General features: G+C 49.9%; 16 protein-coding genes and 3 tRNA genes. 11 read left to right on the plus strand and 8 right to left on the minus strand.

What is annotated here, in order from left to right; genetic code table 11:
• Positions 1 to 79 precede the first annotated feature (79 nt).
• The 3 genes from E1189_RS07430 to E1189_RS07440 form a co-directional block, all read right to left on the minus strand.
• Positions 80 to 155, minus strand: a tRNA-Ala gene (locus E1189_RS07430).
• Between the two features lie 110 nt (positions 156 to 265).
• A tRNA-Glu gene (locus E1189_RS07435) sits at positions 266 to 341 on the minus strand.
• Between the two features lie 35 nt (positions 342 to 376).
• Positions 377 to 452, minus strand: a tRNA-Ala gene (locus E1189_RS07440).
• Between the two features lie 198 nt (positions 453 to 650).
• Here E1189_RS07440 and E1189_RS07445 point away from each other — a divergent pair.
• Positions 651 to 1,169 carry a hypothetical protein gene (locus tag E1189_RS07445; protein WP_155159402.1) on the plus strand — a complete coding sequence of 173 codons (519 nt, stop codon included), beginning with the start codon at positions 651 to 653 and terminating at the stop codon, positions 1,167 to 1,169.
• Positions 1,170 to 1,248: 79 nt separating this feature from the next.
• Here E1189_RS07445 and gltX read toward each other — a convergent pair whose 3' ends face one another.
• Positions 1,249 to 2,742 (minus strand): glutamate--tRNA ligase, encoded by a 1,494-nt coding sequence (gene gltX, locus E1189_RS07450; protein ID WP_155159403.1) that lies wholly within the window; start codon positions 2,740 to 2,742, stop codon positions 1,249 to 1,251.
• A 287-nt stretch (positions 2,743 to 3,029) separates the two neighbouring features.
• On the opposite strand from gltX, the gene nhaD reads away from it, so the two are divergent.
• Both nhaD and E1189_RS07460 read left to right on the plus strand, forming a co-directional pair.
• Entirely contained in the window at positions 3,030 to 4,457 is a 1,428-nt protein-coding gene (gene nhaD, locus E1189_RS07455; RefSeq protein ID WP_230460248.1) for a sodium:proton antiporter NhaD, read from the plus strand.
• A gap of 122 nt (positions 4,458 to 4,579) precedes the next feature.
• Complete coding sequence (locus tag E1189_RS07460) at positions 4,580 to 5,854, plus strand: pyridoxal phosphate-dependent aminotransferase (protein WP_155159404.1); 1,275 nt, start codon at positions 4,580 to 4,582, stop codon at positions 5,852 to 5,854.
• A gap of 3 nt (positions 5,855 to 5,857) precedes the next feature.
• Here the strand turns inward: E1189_RS07460 and E1189_RS07465 are convergent, their stop codons facing one another.
• Entirely contained in the window at positions 5,858 to 6,367 is a 510-nt protein-coding gene (locus tag E1189_RS07465; RefSeq protein ID WP_155159405.1) for a type II secretion system protein, read from the minus strand.
• A gap of 160 nt (positions 6,368 to 6,527) precedes the next feature.
• On the opposite strand from E1189_RS07465, the gene msrA reads away from it, so the two are divergent.
• The 3 genes from msrA (at position 6,528) to E1189_RS07480 (ending at position 8,780) form a co-directional block, all read left to right on the plus strand.
• A complete protein-coding gene (gene msrA / locus E1189_RS07470; RefSeq protein WP_155159406.1) occupies positions 6,528 to 7,163 on the plus strand; it encodes a peptide-methionine (S)-S-oxide reductase MsrA in 636 nt (211 codons plus the stop codon).
• An 82-nt stretch (positions 7,164 to 7,245) separates the two neighbouring features.
• Positions 7,246 to 8,379 (plus strand): tyrosine-type recombinase/integrase, encoded by a 1,134-nt coding sequence (locus tag E1189_RS07475; protein ID WP_155159407.1) that lies wholly within the window; start codon positions 7,246 to 7,248, stop codon positions 8,377 to 8,379.
• Between the two features lie 125 nt (positions 8,380 to 8,504).
• Positions 8,505 to 8,780, plus strand: coding sequence for an HU family DNA-binding protein (locus E1189_RS07480; RefSeq protein ID WP_155159408.1), 276 nt, complete (start codon positions 8,505 to 8,507; stop codon positions 8,778 to 8,780).
• Positions 8,781 to 8,851: 71 nt separating this feature from the next.
• Here the strand turns inward: E1189_RS07480 and E1189_RS07485 are convergent, their stop codons facing one another.
• The gene (locus E1189_RS07485) at positions 8,852 to 9,181 is read right to left on the minus strand and encodes a helix-turn-helix domain-containing protein (protein WP_155159409.1); all 330 of its coding nucleotides are present in this window, start codon (positions 9,179 to 9,181) and stop codon (positions 8,852 to 8,854) included.
• A 429-nt stretch (positions 9,182 to 9,610) separates the two neighbouring features.
• Between E1189_RS07485 and E1189_RS07490 the strand changes: the two genes are divergently transcribed.
• Complete coding sequence (locus tag E1189_RS07490) at positions 9,611 to 10,510, plus strand: hypothetical protein (RefSeq protein WP_155159410.1); 900 nt, start codon at positions 9,611 to 9,613, stop codon at positions 10,508 to 10,510.
• Positions 10,511 to 10,578: 68 nt separating this feature from the next.
• Positions 10,579 to 11,775: a sodium/glutamate symporter gene (gltS, locus tag E1189_RS07495; RefSeq protein ID WP_196221291.1), complete on the plus strand. Its 1,197-nt coding sequence runs from the start codon at positions 10,579 to 10,581 to the stop codon at positions 11,773 to 11,775.
• 11 nt (positions 11,776 to 11,786) lie between these two features.
• On the opposite strand, the gene E1189_RS07500 is transcribed toward gltS, so the two are convergent.
• Together E1189_RS07500 and E1189_RS07505 are read right to left on the minus strand one after the other, a co-directional pair.
• On the minus strand, positions 11,787 to 12,386 hold the full coding sequence (locus E1189_RS07500; RefSeq protein ID WP_155159412.1) for a hypothetical protein: 600 nt from the start codon (positions 12,384 to 12,386) through the stop codon (positions 11,787 to 11,789).
• A gap of 188 nt (positions 12,387 to 12,574) precedes the next feature.
• On the minus strand, positions 12,575 to 13,783 hold the full coding sequence (locus tag E1189_RS07505; protein ID WP_155159416.1) for a NupC/NupG family nucleoside CNT transporter: 1,209 nt from the start codon (positions 13,781 to 13,783) through the stop codon (positions 12,575 to 12,577).
• Between the two features lie 314 nt (positions 13,784 to 14,097).
• On the opposite strand from E1189_RS07505, the gene tnpA reads away from it, so the two are divergent.
• The 3 genes from tnpA to E1189_RS07520 all read left to right on the plus strand — a co-directional run.
• Positions 14,098 to 14,445 (plus strand): IS66 family insertion sequence element accessory protein TnpA, encoded by a 348-nt coding sequence (tnpA, locus tag E1189_RS07510; RefSeq protein WP_155159413.1) that lies wholly within the window; start codon positions 14,098 to 14,100, stop codon positions 14,443 to 14,445.
• Positions 14,442 to 14,801 (plus strand): IS66 family insertion sequence element accessory protein TnpB, encoded by a 360-nt coding sequence (gene tnpB / locus E1189_RS07515; protein WP_155159414.1) that lies wholly within the window; start codon positions 14,442 to 14,444, stop codon positions 14,799 to 14,801. The genes tnpA and tnpB overlap by 4 nt, the downstream gene beginning before the upstream one ends.
• Before the next feature lie 61 nt (positions 14,802 to 14,862).
• Positions 14,863 to 15,341 (plus strand): IS66 family transposase (locus tag E1189_RS07520; protein ID WP_196221293.1); only part of this gene is annotated, 479 nt, incomplete at its 3' end.

Below are 15,341 nucleotides of genomic sequence, written 5' to 3' on the forward strand. Positions count from 1 at the left end.
TGTGCTCTACCAGCTGAGCTATTCCCGCAATGATTTATTTAATGTGCAATCAGTACACAATCCACTCTCAAATGAAAAGTGGTGGAGCCTAGCGGGATCGAACCGCTGACCTCAACACTGCCAGTGTTGCGCTCTCCCAGCTGAGCTAAGGCCCCAGATATCTAATCTCTCTCAGACAATATTTGTTTCGCCCTTGAAAGAGGCGCTCATCTTAATGATTTGAGCGAATCGCGCAACTTCGTTTTTCCGAAGACATGAGAGTAAGTGGCATCCCGTAGGGGACTCGAACCCCTGTTACTGCCGTGAAAGGGCAGTGTCCTAGGCCACTAGACGAACGGGACACAATATATCCACCCTCATACTTTCGTATAAGAAGTGGTGGAGCCTAGCGGGATCGAACCGCTGACCTCAACACTGCCAGTGTTGCGCTCTCCCAGCTGAGCTAAGGCCCCATGTCTTACTTCATCTCTTCAACCTCTTTCCATTCCCTGTTGGGCTTGGCGAGTGCCGAAGTGCGGGGCGCATTCTAGGAATCTGCTTATAACGTGTCAAGCAGTAAGTTCTTATTTTTAATAGCGAATCTCTTCAAACTTTTCAGTGAGGCGGTGGTCTAACCCTCATAGAGACAAGGATGCAAGGAAGAACATCTTATGCAAAGAGCAAACACACCCCCTCTGCCTTTACCTCCCGTTCAGGTCACCCAGGACGTTTTTGAAGACCAGAAAGACTACGACAAAGTCACCGGCATTATGGCTGCAGGCGTTGGTGTTCTGGCTGGTTTTGTTGCTGTTTCCGCAGGCTCTTGTTTTGCATTGCCGATTGTTGGCATGGCCGCTGGCCTTTTCGCCATTCATACGGTTTGTCATAAGTCTCTCTGCGAGAGAAATATCAGTGTCATCCCCACCTGGCTCAAGAAAGGCGTAAAAGTGCTAAAGGATGTTCCGAGCTACATAACCCCGGCAACAGCCCCCAACAATACAACCAGCGATAATGATGCGATGAGAATGCTGGTGAAAGGTGCACTGATCTCCTGCATTGTGACACCGATTGCTCTGCTGACCGGCAACACTCAGGCTGCCCTCTTCGCTAATGCCTTTATTGCCAGCGGCACTGGTCTTACTGCGCTCTATCGTTTATGCACTAAAGGGAGGATTCACGGCAGCAGCTAAAAAGCTTTTGCCTTGCTGAAAAGGCACCCGATACTCAAAAAGTGGTCGGGTGCCTTTCTCTTTTTAGAAAGGCTGATGCTTACTCGGAGGTTTGGCCCAGAGTACGGAACTCCTTATCCAGCTTCTTCATCTGCTTCTTGGATACACCTCCCAGCACTTCAATGGCGTGACGCAAACGGGCACGGCTCATATCCGGGCCGAGAATCTCCATGGAGTCCACCACAGACCAGCTGTTTGGGGTACCGGCGACAGCGACAAAGATAGGTTGCATGCAATCGCCAATTTTATAGCCCATATCTTTGGCCAGACCTTTGATGTCACCAAAGATATTGTCTTTATTCCATACACGCTGGGCCTCCAGCTTCCACAGGGCGAATTGCAGCAGTTTGCGCACATCATCCTGATCCAGCTTCTTGTGCTTGAAGTCCTCTTCGGTCAGATCCAGCATGCCACTGAACATAAAGGCGGACATCGGCATAAAGTCAGACAGTTTCTCGGAACGCTCCTTGGCAAATGGTAAAAACTTCTTAATAAAGCTTTCCTGAAGCAACCAACCGTGAAGACGGTCAGCAAATTCATCGTCTGTCAGATTTTCACGAATCCAGCTGCCGTTCAGCCAGGAGAGCTTCTCCTGATCGAAGATGGGGCCGCCCAGTGAAACACGGTTAATGTCGAAGCTCTCAATCATTTCCGCCACGGTGAACTTTTCACGCTCATCAGGCATAGACCAGCCCATACGGCCGAGGTAGTTTACAACCGCTTCTGGCAGGTAACCCATATCACGATAGTAGGTGATACTGGTTGGATTCTTACGCTTGGAGAGCTTGCTCTTGTCCGGATTACGGAGCAGCGGCATGTGGCACAGGGTTGGCATATCCCAGCCAAAGTACTGGTACAGCAGAATGTGCTTGGGCGCGGAGTTAATCCACTCTTCACCGCGGATAACGTGAGTGATGCCCATGTGGTGATCGTCTACCACGTTGGCCAGATGGTAGGTTGGCATGCCATCTGCTTTAACCAGCACCTGCATATCCACCTGTTTCCAGTCGATTTCTATCTCGCCACGGAGCATATCCTGAATCTTGCAGGTTCCCTCGGAAGGCACCTTCATACGGATAACGTGGGGTTCGCCAGCGTCCAGCTTGGCCTGAACGTCTTCTTCGCTCAGGTGCAGGCAGTGACCATCGTAGCCGGAACCTTCCTTGGTGGCTTCCTGCTGTTTACGCAGCTCATCCAGACGCTCAGGAGTACAGAAGCAGCGGAAGGCGTGGCCTTTCTCCACCAGCTCCTGACCGTGTTTGTCATACAGTTCACGGCGTTCACTCTGGCGGTAAGGGCCACAGGGGCCGCCATTATCCGGACCTTCATCCCAGTCCAGCCCAAGCCAGCGCAGGGAATCGAGAATCTGCTGTTCAGATTCACGGGTGCTGCGAACCTGATCGGTATCTTCAATGCGCAGCAGGAACTGGCCGCCCTGACTCTTGGCAAATGCCATATTGAAGAGCGCGATATAAGCGGTGCCTACGTGAGGGTCGCCAGTAGGAGATGGAGCAACACGGGTACGAACTGTCATGGTTATTAATCAGCATTGGAGAAAATGAATCGGCAGATTATAAAACCATTCCCCCCAAGACTCCTACCTGCCGATAAAAATCAGTGGCGAATACCTAACTCGCATAAAATCTATGCAGTCCGCGCAAACCTCTCACAAAAAGGCGACAATATTTAAACAAATACCACGAGGCATGTAGAATGCGCGCCCAAGCCCATAAGCTACCGAATCCAATCTCTCAAATTACAAAGTCGCCACTACCAGCCCTGCCCGCTTGTCTGGGGTTCAATTTATGGAGAACAGCTCCCATGGATGATCCCATGCACCCTGCTCGACAAAAATTTTTGCTGCGTCTGCTGAACCTGCTATTCCCTCTCGCTTTTCTTTTCCCAACTGCAGTTTTTGCCGCTGCCGACGGCCCTGCTGGACTGATTAACCACAATATATCCGTTGCCTGTCTGGTAATTTTCACGCTGGGCTACATTGCCGTCATCTTTGAAGAAAAGCTGCACCTGAAAAAATCCAAGCCTATGTTGCTGGTGTCCGGCATTATCTGGATGCTGATTTCCATACTGGCAGAACAGGAAGGTATTGAGCGCTCCTCTATCGAAGCCGCCGTAGCCTACGATCTTGAAGAATACGCTTCTTTGTTGCTTTTCCTGCTTGTTGCCATGACTTATGTGAATTCACTGGAAGAACGGGGCGTTTTCCAGACTCTGCGTGCCTGGCTGGTCAGCCGGGGCTACAGCTACCGCAGGCTGTTCTGGGTAACCGGCACTCTGGCCTTTTTTATCTCCCCGATTGCTGACAACCTGACCACCGCTCTGGTAATGGGTGCGGTGATTATGGCCGTAGGTAAAGACAAACCAGCCTTTGTGGTTCCCGCACTGATTAATGTGGTGGTAGCCGCCAACGCTGGCGGTGCCTTCAGTCCATTTGGGGATATCACCACGCTAATGGTGTGGCAGGCTGGTCGGGTCGAATTCTTTGATTTTTTTACCCTGTTCCTGCCGTCTGTCGCCAACTATGTTGTGCCTGCCCTGCTGATGACGCCATGGCTGCCTACCGACAGACCTGCCCCTATCGAGGAAAAGATTGTCATGCGCCGTGGTGCTAAAACCATGTGTACTCTATTTCTGTTTACCATTGCCCTGGCAGTATCCTTTGAACAGTTCTTCCACCTGCCTCCCTTCCTGGGCATGGTCACTGGCCTTTCCCTGCTGATGCTGTACACATGGGCCCTGCGCCTTCGCACCGGTGCTTACAAGCCCGGCCACAATAAGGATTACATTCTCAAACACGGTAACCTGGATACTTTAGAGAAAGTTTCCCATGCCGAATGGGACACTCTGTTCTTCTTTTTTGGGGTTATGTTTGCGGTGGGTGGCCTGAGCTATCTGGGCTATCTGGACCTGCTATCCGAGACTATGTATGGCAACTACGGGCCGTTTATCACCAACATCGCAGCGGGTTTGATGTCGGCCATTATCGATAACATCCCGGTGATGTTTGCCATTCTCGATATGAACCCGCCCATGGATCAGTTTCAGTGGCTGCTGGTCACCCTCACTGCTGGTGTTGGTGGCAGCCTGCTCTCGATAGGTTCTGCAGCTGGTGTGGCACTGATGGGTGTATCCAAAGGTTATTACACGTTTATGTCCCATCTGCGCTGGAGCTGGGCGGTTCTGCTGGGTTATGCCGCCAGTATTGCTGTGCACTGGCTGGTCAATGGTTAACAATAAAAGATAAAGGCGGTAATGATTTTTTTGTAAAAAACCATTTACCCGCCAACCAGATTGTGGAAATAATCAGCATTAAGTGCAGGAAATGTTCTGATAACAAAAATATTGATACCACCATGATCACACCTGAACAGCTCAATAATAATATCCGTGGCCTGAAGCCTTCAGCCACGTTACAAATCAACGAAGACAGCAACCGTTTGCTCCGGCAAGGGCGAGATATTATCAAACTCGGCCTGGGGCAATCTCCCTTCCCCGTTCCTCCTCCCGTAGTAAAAGCCCTGCAAAATAACGCTCATGAGAAAGATTACCTTCCCGTACGGGGGCTGGATGAGTTGCGGGACATAGTCGCTACTTACTACCACAAGCGGGACAATATCGAACGGCAGGCCGAGGATATACTGATTGGCCCCGGCTCTAAAGAGCTGTTGTTCAACCTGCAAATGGCGTGTGATGGTGAACTATTGATTCCTGCTCCGTCCTGGGTGTCCTATGCACCACAAGCTATTATTCTGGGACGTAAAGTTACCTGGCTGCCCACCAGCGCGGAGAATAACTGGCGTATTGAACCGGACACTTTAGATCAGTACTGCACCTATAACCCGGGCCGCCCACGAATTCTGATTCTGAATTACCCCTCCAACCCCACCGGTTGCAGCTATAGCAGTGAAAGTCTCTCCGCGCTGTCTGCCGTTGCCCGCAAGCACGGCATTATCGTGGTGGCAGATGAGATTTACGCAGAAACCAATTACTCCGGTCATCATGAATCTATAGCCATGCATTATCCTGAAGGTACGGTGATCAGCAGCGGATTAAGCAAATGGTGCGGTGCCGGTGGCTGGCGCTTGGGCGTTATGGTGTTTCCCGGCTCCCTGCGAGAGTTGCAGAACACCATGGCGATTATTGCCAGCGAAACCTTCACCTCTATCAGTGCCCCCACCCAGTACGCTGCCTGCACCGCTTTTGCTCCTTCTAAAGAGCTTGATGACTATCTCAATTCCTCACGTCAGGTGTTGCACACCATTGCCACTTATACCGTGAACCGCCTGCGGGGCTGTGATCTCTCAATGTGTGATCCGGAAGGCGGGTTTTATATTCTGGTGAACTTTGAGGTCTGGCGAGACAAACTCTACGCTAACGGCATTACCACACCGGAACAACTCTGCCAGAGGCTGTTGAATCACGCAGGCGTAGCTCTACTGCCCGGCACCGACTTCGGTTTACCTGCCGATCAGCTTTATATCCGGCTAGCATTTGTGGATTTTGATGGTGAGAAGGCATTAGCAGCGATTTCAGCAGGGGAGCCACGGGACGACTCGTTTATCCATAACCACTGCCCGAAAATCATTTCGGCCTGTGACCGTATCGAGCGGTGGCTGCAAGCCCTGTAGATATTATTGAGACTTGAGAGCAGTTTGAACATCTGCCTCCTGGCAACGTGTGGGATGCTCTCCATTAAAAATAACACTGGTATTGTAATTGCCACACAGAAAAATCAGATCACCACGCCCGGATTCCACCCAGCCCAGGGTAAGGGTGCGCTGATAGGGATCATCTACATCCAGCACTCTTTTGGTGAGCCAAATAATAAACAACCCGTGGGCAGGGGTAGTACCGGTGCCTTGAACGTTATAGTAGGTACGACGCTCAACAACATTTCCATTATCAGTGGAATTATTATTATTGTTATTCAAGCCCTGTACAGTACGGGGCAGCCTGCCTGCTGAGGCATATTTTGACTGCACCTCCAGCCGCACCCCCGCCAGCTCATTCATGGCTTCACGCAGATATATCTTTTGGCTGCTGCCTTTAAAAGCCTGAGAGGCTGCCATGGCAACGATAGAGATAATGGCAACCACCACCATCACTTCAATCAAGGTAACGGCTTTTGCTGAGTGCTTCATACTATTTCGAGACCTGCGAGTTTATTACCCAAAAATATCGGCGAGCAGTCTATTGGACTTAAGTACCCTAACCACTGCTTTCGCATAGTCTGGATACTTATCTGAAAAGCTGAATCTGTACGAACAAATCCGCCGTATAAGTTGGCAGGAGGAATTTGTCATGACACTCAAAAAAACATTATTGTCAGCTCTGTTACTGGCAACCACGCTGCAGGCAGAAGCCCGCACAGCAGAAGCCGTTTTTGCCGGTGGTTGCTTCTGGTGTACCGAGTCTGACTTTGAAAAGCTAAATGGCGTGATTTCTGCCGAAAGCGGCTACACCGGTGGCCCACAGCAAAACCCCACGTACAAACAGGTAGCCAGTGGCCAGACGGACCATATTGAATCTGTGAAAGTGGTGTACGATCCGGATAAAATCTCCTATGAAGAACTGCTCTACACCTATTGGCGCAGTGTCGACCCAACAGTTGCCAACCGACAGTTCTGCGACAGCGGCCCCCAATACCGAACAGCCATTTTTTATAAAGGTAAGGAGCAGGAAGAAGCTGCCCGTCAATCCCTGAAGGACTTGCAGGACAGTAAGCGATTCCCCCGCATTCATACCGAGCTGCATGCTCTTGGGAACTTCTGGCCTGCTGAAAAATACCACCAGGATTACTACAAAAAGAACCCCATCCGTTATCACTTCTATCGTATCCGTTGCGGCCGGGATGAACGTCTCAGGCAGATATGGGGAGAAGAGGCAGGCACTCACGCAGCTGTGAGCACAGCCAGATCATTGCCCGAACCGGAATGATCAGCACAACAAATTATCTCCCAGGAGCAAGCAGCCCATCTCTAACTGTTATAACAGATAAGGCTGGTGATATAGTTCCGGCATGACTTTGCCTGAACTGATATCCCAGCCCGATTCTGCGCCATCTCTGCAACAGGCGCCCCATTCCAGCACCCATAACAAACTAGGGGTCGCAACCGATCATGATGCCCTTGCCCTGTTTTTGCGCCGTGCATCTCGCCGCTCGGATGAAACCCTGCGTCGTTACACCCGTGAGCTTGTGCGTTTTACCGCATTCCTCAGCCATGAGCGCTTGAAAAAGTATGGCGACTGCACCGTTGCAGATATCGAGGTTTATGTGAACTTTCTCCACGCCCCCTGGCCCCACTGGCAGCAACCGGGCATGGATAAAACCAACCCGAAGAAAGTGTTCTTTCCCAACACGGTAAAGCCGGGGAAAAGTACAGACCAGATTATTACCGTACTTAACAGCTTTTTCAGTTATCTGCAGGCAACCGGTTATCTCACCGGCAACCCAGTACATGGTTTCGATAAAAGTGGGGAAAAAGCTGCGCGAGGACACGGGGAAACCCGTTTCTTCTATGAAGATGAGTGGGCGGTCATTGTCAAAGCAATTAAAGGGTATCCAACAACACAAAAACGACAGCGGCTGGAAAAGGCGCGATTGGAATACATTTTCGGTGTCGCCTACGGTCTAGGCTTGCGCCAGTCCGAAATGACTGACCACTCCTGCAAAGATATACGACAAGATCGTTATGGCAACCTTGTGCTCACCATTCAGGGTAAAGGCCGAAGGCTTCGACAGCTTCCTGTTAACGACAAAATTCTGCAAACCATTATCCGGTACCGTACTTTCCACCATCTTGATAGTTTTGTACGAGATGGCTTACCACTGGCGCCCTGTTTACGTCCTGTAGCTGCTGATGGAAAATTTCGTGCCATGAGCCCGCGACAAGTGCGAAAGTGGTTTACCCAATTTATGGAATACTGTGCAGATATCGTCCAAACAAACGACGAAGACTTAGCAAAACGCTTACTCACAAAAAGCTTCCACTCCTTACGCCACACAGCTTTATCCCATCTCGCACAGAAAATGGACATCGAAGATCTGGCATTGTTTGCAGGCCACGAAGCTATCACTACAACACAACAATATTACACACCTGAACGACAGCGGTTGAGAGAGCTGACAGAAGATCATGGTTTAGGGAAATAAGCTCTGTTTATTACATGCCGAAAACTTATCCGTTTTTTTCCCTTTAATCCCGCTACCCGCGCGGGAATCTTTCGTGTATTATCGCCGCCTTGCAACTTTAGCTGTAGTAAATACTAGGACTCGACATGAACAAGAAAGAGCTGATTGAAGCTGTTGCCGAACAGGCTGACCTGCCTAAAAGCAAGGCTGAACTGGCAGTAAACGCGTTCCTGCACGCTACCCAGGATGCCCTGGTTCGCGGCGAGTCTGTTCAGCTGATCGGCTTCGGTACTTTTGCCGTTGCTGACCGTGCTGCTCGCAAGGGTCGCAACCCACAAACTGGTCAGGAAATTGAGATCCCCGCTTCTCGTGTACCTCAGTTCAAGGCCGGTGCTAAGCTGAAGGAATCTGTAAACGCTTAATCGCGGAATAGATACAAAAAAAGAGCATGACTATGCTCTTTTTTTGTATCTGTCGTTTATGAGTCAAGTAATCAGTGCATAACTTTGATAACGTCAAGAAGTGCTTTCTTATGGCGAGTATTAAGACGGGAAAGCATACGATTAATTTCATCATCCAGCTCATCATCACTGATCTCACCATCATCTACTGTGATGTATTGGTTGCCACGACCTGTAGCCAGCCATTCAAAAGAAACATCCAGCACTTCTGCAATCTTTCGCAGGTTGTCCAGACTCGGCCTGCTCATGTCAGTTTCCCACTGAGCCAGTGCACTTCGTGATACACCAATCAAATCGGCCAGAGCCTGTTGTGAGAGGCGCTTTTCCCTCCGGGTCTTTATCAGTCGTATTGTAAGAGTCATAAATGCGCTCCATTCAAATCCCTATCTATGTACGGCTCCATCACGCAGATATTTACTCTGCTACCTCTGTACACAAACGCATCGTGACCCTTCCTCCATAAAGAGTTCAACACGCCTGAGAGCTGGATGGCGGGCCTTTGATATGTGGACACTTGCTGCCACATTGGTATACAGAGTTAGAAGCCTTTAAGGGGAAGAAGTTCCCAAAAGTTGATGACGGGATTTCTGAAAGTAAAACAATCCTGTTATTTGCCATCTTTAGCACTAAATAAAGAGATACGACAGTACACTCGAACAAAAGTTCCCACTTTACGACTTTTGTTCAGGGGCTATGAGATTTTGTTATACATGCGAGAGCAGAAAGGAAAGAAGCGTGGTAGAGTGTTTTATTAGCAATAAGATACGATTGTATAATAGGGATAATTATTCATGGGTGATAAAAAAGCGGCTGCCCGCGCCCAAATCAGAGAAACTCTGATTTCCTTGATTCAAGCCAGGGACACTTTTAAAAGTGCTTTATTGGCTGACCACCAGCTGCCAGCCTGGGTATATCAAGACTCCTCCCAGCCCACTGATCCTCGCACGCTGGCCGCTCAAACCAGCCTGAAACTCACTTACGACCCCGACCAACCCGGTCAGGAAACCCTGAAACTCACTGGGCTGATTGGTATATCCGCCACAACACTGGCTCTGGGTGAAGCCCTTAATGAGAGCAAAACCGATTTCAAAGAAGCCATTCAGAATTTTCGCCGCTGCTTCGGCAAAGGCTTTGATATGACTGAACTCAGCTCCAAAGACTTAAGAGAAAGTGTATTGGGCAATCTGCATATCCAGCATATCCACTTTGTGCAGAGCTATCGGCAACTCAAGCTGTTCCCTGTTGCTCCCCGCCGGGTGGGGTTCAGCTGGGCCTCTGCAACCCACGGCAGTGTGCGTATGGATGCCACCAAGGCCATTGCCTATCTCCACAGCAATTTCACATCCAGCCTGGGCATTGCTGAAGACATCACTCATCTGGAGAAACTTTCACCATCCGCTCCCGTAGTGATTCGCAGACCTCTGGCTCCCCACCTACGAGCCAACCTGACCTGGCCTGATGCTATTCAGGACCAGCGTAAACTGATTAAGGAGAATCGCAAACGCTGGCCTGGCCAGATCAATACGCCCCTGCCACTGTTTATTCAACTGGAGAAGGGAGCCCCTCTTCCGGAGTTCAACAAGATTCGTCCTTGGGATCCGGCCATGCGTCAGGAGCGTCTGCAGAGGAGCGATACTCGTTTAGTCCCTTTGTCGAATCGACCTGGCTCCATGGTTTTTATACCTGCTTAACCTATCAATAGAGGCTGTGAAGAAGCTGACGGACTACCCTTCCAGAAATGAAAACCGCCAGAGTTCCCATGACTGTTACAATTTCAGGCCTCAGCCTGCTTATTCTCAGCATCTTTGTTCATTATTTGGGCAATTTCATTACTCGCCACATTCACGCTTTGGAGGAATACAATATCCCAGCTCCTGTTACCGGAGGGTTACTGGTCAGCCTTCTCTTTACTCTGCTCAGGGAACAAGGTTGGATACAACCAGTCTTTGAACTTGAGCTGCGTAATCTTTTCCTGCTGATGTTCTTCAGTACTGTGGGGCTTTCGGCCCGCTTGTCTCTCCTGATGAGTGGTGGCCGCACGTTTGTCATTCTCATCGGGGTGATGTGTGTGTTCCTCTGTTTACAAAATGCTTTGGGGCTTGGGGCTGCACTGGTACTGGGGGAAACGCCTGACAAAGGCTTACTGGCAGGCAGCGTTGCCTTCGCAGGAGGCCATGGCACCGCTATCACCTGGGGCCTGCATCTTGAAGGGGAAGGTTACAAAAATGCTCAGGAATTCGGGCTGGCTGCTGCCACACTGGGTTTGATTCTCGGTGGCGTGCTGGGTGGGCCGGTCGCCCAAAGGCTTATCGTAAAAAAGCGATTATATGACAACAGTACAGAGTCTCCCTATGTTCTGGAAGGTCAGCCACTGAATGAGTTTTCCCATGTCACCATTGATCGCGTGATACGGGTGATGCTGGAAATTGCTCTAACCATTGCTGTTGGCAAACTGATTAATGAATGGCTGCAGAAACAGCATCTTGTTATTCCTGAATATTTGCCGGTTTTACTAGTAGGCGTTGTGATTGCCAATATAACCGATGTTATGAAAATCCGTTCTGATGCTGGCACGCTTAGAATATGGAGCGAGGTGAGCATGGCCATTTGTATGGCCATGAGCCTGATGTCTCTCCAGCTGGAAACACTGACACAAACGGCTTCCTCTCTTATGGTCATTACGGTACTGCAATCCATTATGATTGTAATATTTGGATACCACATTCTTTTCCGGCTGGCGGGAAGGGATTATGATGCTGCAGTGATCACATCAGGCTTTATTGGTTCAGGGTTGGGTGCCACACCGGTAGGCATGGCAAATGTGGATACCATAACGCAGCGGTTTGGTATGTCTCCAAAAGCCATGTTAATTATTCCATTGCTGGGGTCATTCTTTACAGACGTGATGAATGCGATGGTATTGCGGACTTTTCTCGGCCTGCCTGTCTTTCACTAGCAACAGGATACTTATGCCTCTTCATCCAGTCTGATACGCGCAAACACCTGCTCAACCACACTCCAGTCCCCTTTCCAGTGGTCGGGCATGCTCTCGAAAGACATAACATATAAAGTTCCGCTTTCCGTATTGGCAATCAGGAGATTGAACTTCTTAACCGGCACATGATTCTTCCCATAATGCAAAGAGGTAGCCGCGGTACTGATTAAAGCACCAGAACGATTATTCCACGTCTCCAATACTTTCGACGACCGGGATAAATCTGTCATAAACATCTCCATATGGCGCTTGGGAGGCAAGCCGGTTCGGCTCTCAACATTTTGAAGAATGTTGATACTGATGCGAGGAGAACGTTTGCGTCCGTGACGCTCCTTCAGAATCTGGTATTTAAAAACATTGGCAGCAGCATGTCTGGACATTTTTGCTGAGTCACCGGTGAGCCGTTCAAACGACCATCCCGACGGCACCAGAAAAGAACACTTCAACGAAGACTGACAGGAAAACCATTCATACCCGGGAGGAGCAAGGTCATACCCCCCTGCTCCATTAGCAACAGTTTGTGCAGATAACAATGAAAGCAAAGCGGCCAGCAGCAATCCTTTGTGCTTCATGATTTTCTATTCCATCAAAAGTTCACCTCTTCTAGTCTAACGACTTTTACAGAGCTTACTTTAAGAGCAAGTTTATAAACACTTTCCCTGTCCGCTGTGAGACAACGCTCACAGCCGCCTCATAAGGGACATGAATTCCAGATAGGCCTGTCGCCCAATGAATATCCCGACAATCCCCAACACACCAGCTAAAGAAACAAACCTGCCAGTGCTGCACTCATCAGATTGGACAAGGTTCCGGCTAAAACAGCTTTCAAGCCAAGGCTGGCAATATCAGAACGTCGTTTGGGTGCCAGTACGCCAAGCCCACCAAGCAGAATGGCAATAGAAGAAAGATTGGCAAAACCACACAGAGCAAAGGATATTACAGCCTGAGTTTTGGAGCTGAGAATATCTTTCACGTCAATAAACTCGATATAAGCTACAAACTCATTCACTATCACTTTCTGGCCGATTATGCTGCCCGCCATATTGGCTTCCTCCCAAGGCACACCTAAAGCCCAGGCAATGGGAGAGAAGACATAACCAAGGATTTCCTGAATGGTCAGATCTTCTATGCCAAAGAGGCCCCCACCCCAGCCAATAATGGAGTTTAACAGGGATATCAGGGCAATAAAGGCCAGTAACATAGCCCCCACGTTCACCGCCAGCATCATACCGGAGGACGCCCCGGTAGCTGCCGCATCCAGAACATTAGCGTGATCACCGGAGTCTATAGCTCCGCCAGTATCTTCCGGAGTCTCGGTTTCAGGGACTATTATCTTGGCCATCAGCAAACCACCGGGAGCCGCCATAAAACTGGCTGCGATGAGATAACCAATATTCACCCCCAGACTTGCGTAACCGGCCAGCACAGATCCAGCAACTGAGGCCAACCCCCCCGTCATCACAGCGAACAGCTCAGAGCGAGTCATTGTGGGAATATAAGGCCGTATCAGCAGCGGCGCTTCAGTTTGCCCAACAAAAATATTACCTGTTGCAGAGATAGATTCTGTACGGCTGGTACCCAGGAATTTCTGAAGACCACCACCAAGAAATTTCACAACGGCCTGCATGATCCCAAGATGGTAAAGCACAGAGATCAGAGCCGAAAAGAAGATGATCATCGGCAACACTTTGATCGCAAAGATAAAACCGACTTTAGAGGGATCAGCAAGACCACCAAAAAGGAAGTTGATACCATCATTCGCCTTGCCCATCACCTCTTCTACGCCAGAAGACAGGCTACTTAACACCTCTTGTCCAAAAGGAACGGCAAGAACAAAACCTGCGAAAATCACCTGTATAAGCAGGGCACCACCTACCGTTCGCCAGTTGATCGATCGCTTACTATCAGAGAACAACCATGCAATAAACAGAAGAACAAAGATTCCGAAAAGACTGTTAAGAATATTCATGACAAGTATCAGAGCATCCATCAAAAACAGGATTTGTCCCTGTAGGGGACTCCCTCGGACGAGTCGAAACAGGAACCGAAAATAAATATAGGCATAGTTCTGGAAGAGTGTTAGGCCCTGTTGGAAGAGAAAGGCTCGCTGAAACAGAAAGGCCGGTATGTGCTACCTATCATGGCGCTGAACTGTGTATGAGTCCTGCTGGCGTATCGGGCTCAGGAAAAAAGACCGACAAGCGTAAGCGTCAGGCAAACCCCATCTACCTCAAGTCATAGTTCTCCCGGATACTCAAGCCTCCCATTGACTTCGGAGGCACCATGTCCAGCAAACGTGATTTCTGGTTCCGGCACATTGAAGCCTGGCACAAAAGCCGCCTGGCTCAGGTTGAATACGCCCGTAAACACGATTTATCCATCAAATCCTTTGGCTACTACCGGCGGCGCTATTTCCAGGAGTTGGAAAACCCTTCACCCCAGCCCTCAAAGACAAACCTGCTGCCCGTTACCATCCTGCCTGAGGAGAAAAGGGAAGCCGGGGCGACAACCACAGAGACTAATAATCCAGGCATTACCGTAACCAGCCCCGGAGGTTTTCGCATTGAACTGACGGCCGGGTTTGATCCGCAAGCACTGAAACAGGTACTCAAGATTCTGGAGGTCGCGTGATTGCAACCTCTTCTTCCCTTCGCGTCTACCTGGCTCCCGGGGCCACGGATATGCGTAAGTCTATTGACGGACTGGCCCTGATTGTCAGCGAGGTTCTGGTGCTCAACCCGTTTTCAGAAAGCTTGTTTGTGTTTTCCAATCGGGGGCGTAATAAGCTCAAGATTCTACACTGGCAAACCAACGGGTTCTGGTTGTACTACCGCCGTCTTGAGAAAGGCCGTTTTCACTGGCCTCGTCAGGGGGATTCGGAACAGGCTATTTCCCTGACGCAGCGTGAGCTGAACTGGCTTCTTGATGGTTTGCCCATCGAGCAAAAGAAAGCCCATCAGCCTTTATCGTATCAATCCATGATCTGAATGCTGTTGCCATGACCTGTTGCAAAACAAATCACTGGCCGGGTGTTCGATAATAACCGGCATGACTACGACAACCACGCCCAATGCCGACACTCTCGAAACCCTGCAGCTGGAAAACCTTCAGCTCCGGGAAAAACTGGCGTGGTATGAAGAGCAGTTTCGCCTCTACAAGCAGAAACAATTTGCAGCCAGCAGTGAACGCTTCGACGACCAGGGGCACCTGTTTAATGAAGCGGAAGAGCTGGCAGAGGAGCCCGTATCTCAGGAGCCGGACACTCAAAAGGTACCGGCCCATGAGCGCAAGAAGCCCGTCAGAAAACCCTTGCCTGAAGACCTGCCGCGAGACGTGGTTGTTCTCGATATTGCCGACGCTGAAAAAACATGCACTTGTTGTGGCAAGCCGCTGAAGGCGTTTGGTCATGAAAGCAGCTGCAAGCTGGATATTGTTCCTGCCCAGGTCAAAGTGATTGAGTTCCAGCGCAAGAAATACGCCTGCGAAGACGAATGCTGTGTCAAAACCGCCCCCGCCCCCAGGATGCC

It is taken from the genome of Parendozoicomonas verongulae (assembly GCF_009711465.1).
Lineage (GTDB): Bacteria > Pseudomonadota > Gammaproteobacteria > Pseudomonadales > Endozoicomonadaceae > Sansalvadorimonas > Sansalvadorimonas verongulae.

What these genes read in the sequence shown, in the direction of transcription:
- E1189_RS07445 (WP_155159402.1), top strand. Translation starts at nt 651, where the DNA reads ATGCAAAGAGCAAACACACCCCCTCTGCCTTTACCTCCCGTTCAGGTC.
- gltX (WP_155159403.1), bottom strand. Translation starts at nt 2,742, where the DNA reads ATGACAGTTCGTACCCGTGTTGCTCCATCTCCTACTGGCGACCCTCAC.
- nhaD (WP_230460248.1), top strand. Translation starts at nt 3,030, where the DNA reads ATGGATGATCCCATGCACCCTGCTCGACAAAAATTTTTGCTGCGTCTG.
- E1189_RS07460 (WP_155159404.1), top strand. Translation starts at nt 4,580, where the DNA reads ATGATCACACCTGAACAGCTCAATAATAATATCCGTGGCCTGAAGCCT.
- E1189_RS07465 (WP_155159405.1), bottom strand. Translation starts at nt 6,367, where the DNA reads ATGAAGCACTCAGCAAAAGCCGTTACCTTGATTGAAGTGATGGTGGTG.
- msrA (WP_155159406.1), top strand. Translation starts at nt 6,528, where the DNA reads ATGACACTCAAAAAAACATTATTGTCAGCTCTGTTACTGGCAACCACG.
- E1189_RS07475 (WP_155159407.1), top strand. Translation starts at nt 7,246, where the DNA reads ATGACTTTGCCTGAACTGATATCCCAGCCCGATTCTGCGCCATCTCTG.
- E1189_RS07480 (WP_155159408.1), top strand. Translation starts at nt 8,505, where the DNA reads ATGAACAAGAAAGAGCTGATTGAAGCTGTTGCCGAACAGGCTGACCTG.
- E1189_RS07485 (WP_155159409.1), bottom strand. Translation starts at nt 9,181, where the DNA reads ATGACTCTTACAATACGACTGATAAAGACCCGGAGGGAAAAGCGCCTC.
- E1189_RS07490 (WP_155159410.1), top strand. Translation starts at nt 9,611, where the DNA reads ATGGGTGATAAAAAAGCGGCTGCCCGCGCCCAAATCAGAGAAACTCTG.
- gltS (WP_196221291.1), top strand. Translation starts at nt 10,579, where the DNA reads ATGACTGTTACAATTTCAGGCCTCAGCCTGCTTATTCTCAGCATCTTT.
- E1189_RS07500 (WP_155159412.1), bottom strand. Translation starts at nt 12,386, where the DNA reads ATGAAGCACAAAGGATTGCTGCTGGCCGCTTTGCTTTCATTGTTATCT.
- E1189_RS07505 (WP_155159416.1), bottom strand. Translation starts at nt 13,783, where the DNA reads ATGAATATTCTTAACAGTCTTTTCGGAATCTTTGTTCTTCTGTTTATT.
- tnpA (WP_155159413.1), top strand. Translation starts at nt 14,098, where the DNA reads ATGTCCAGCAAACGTGATTTCTGGTTCCGGCACATTGAAGCCTGGCAC.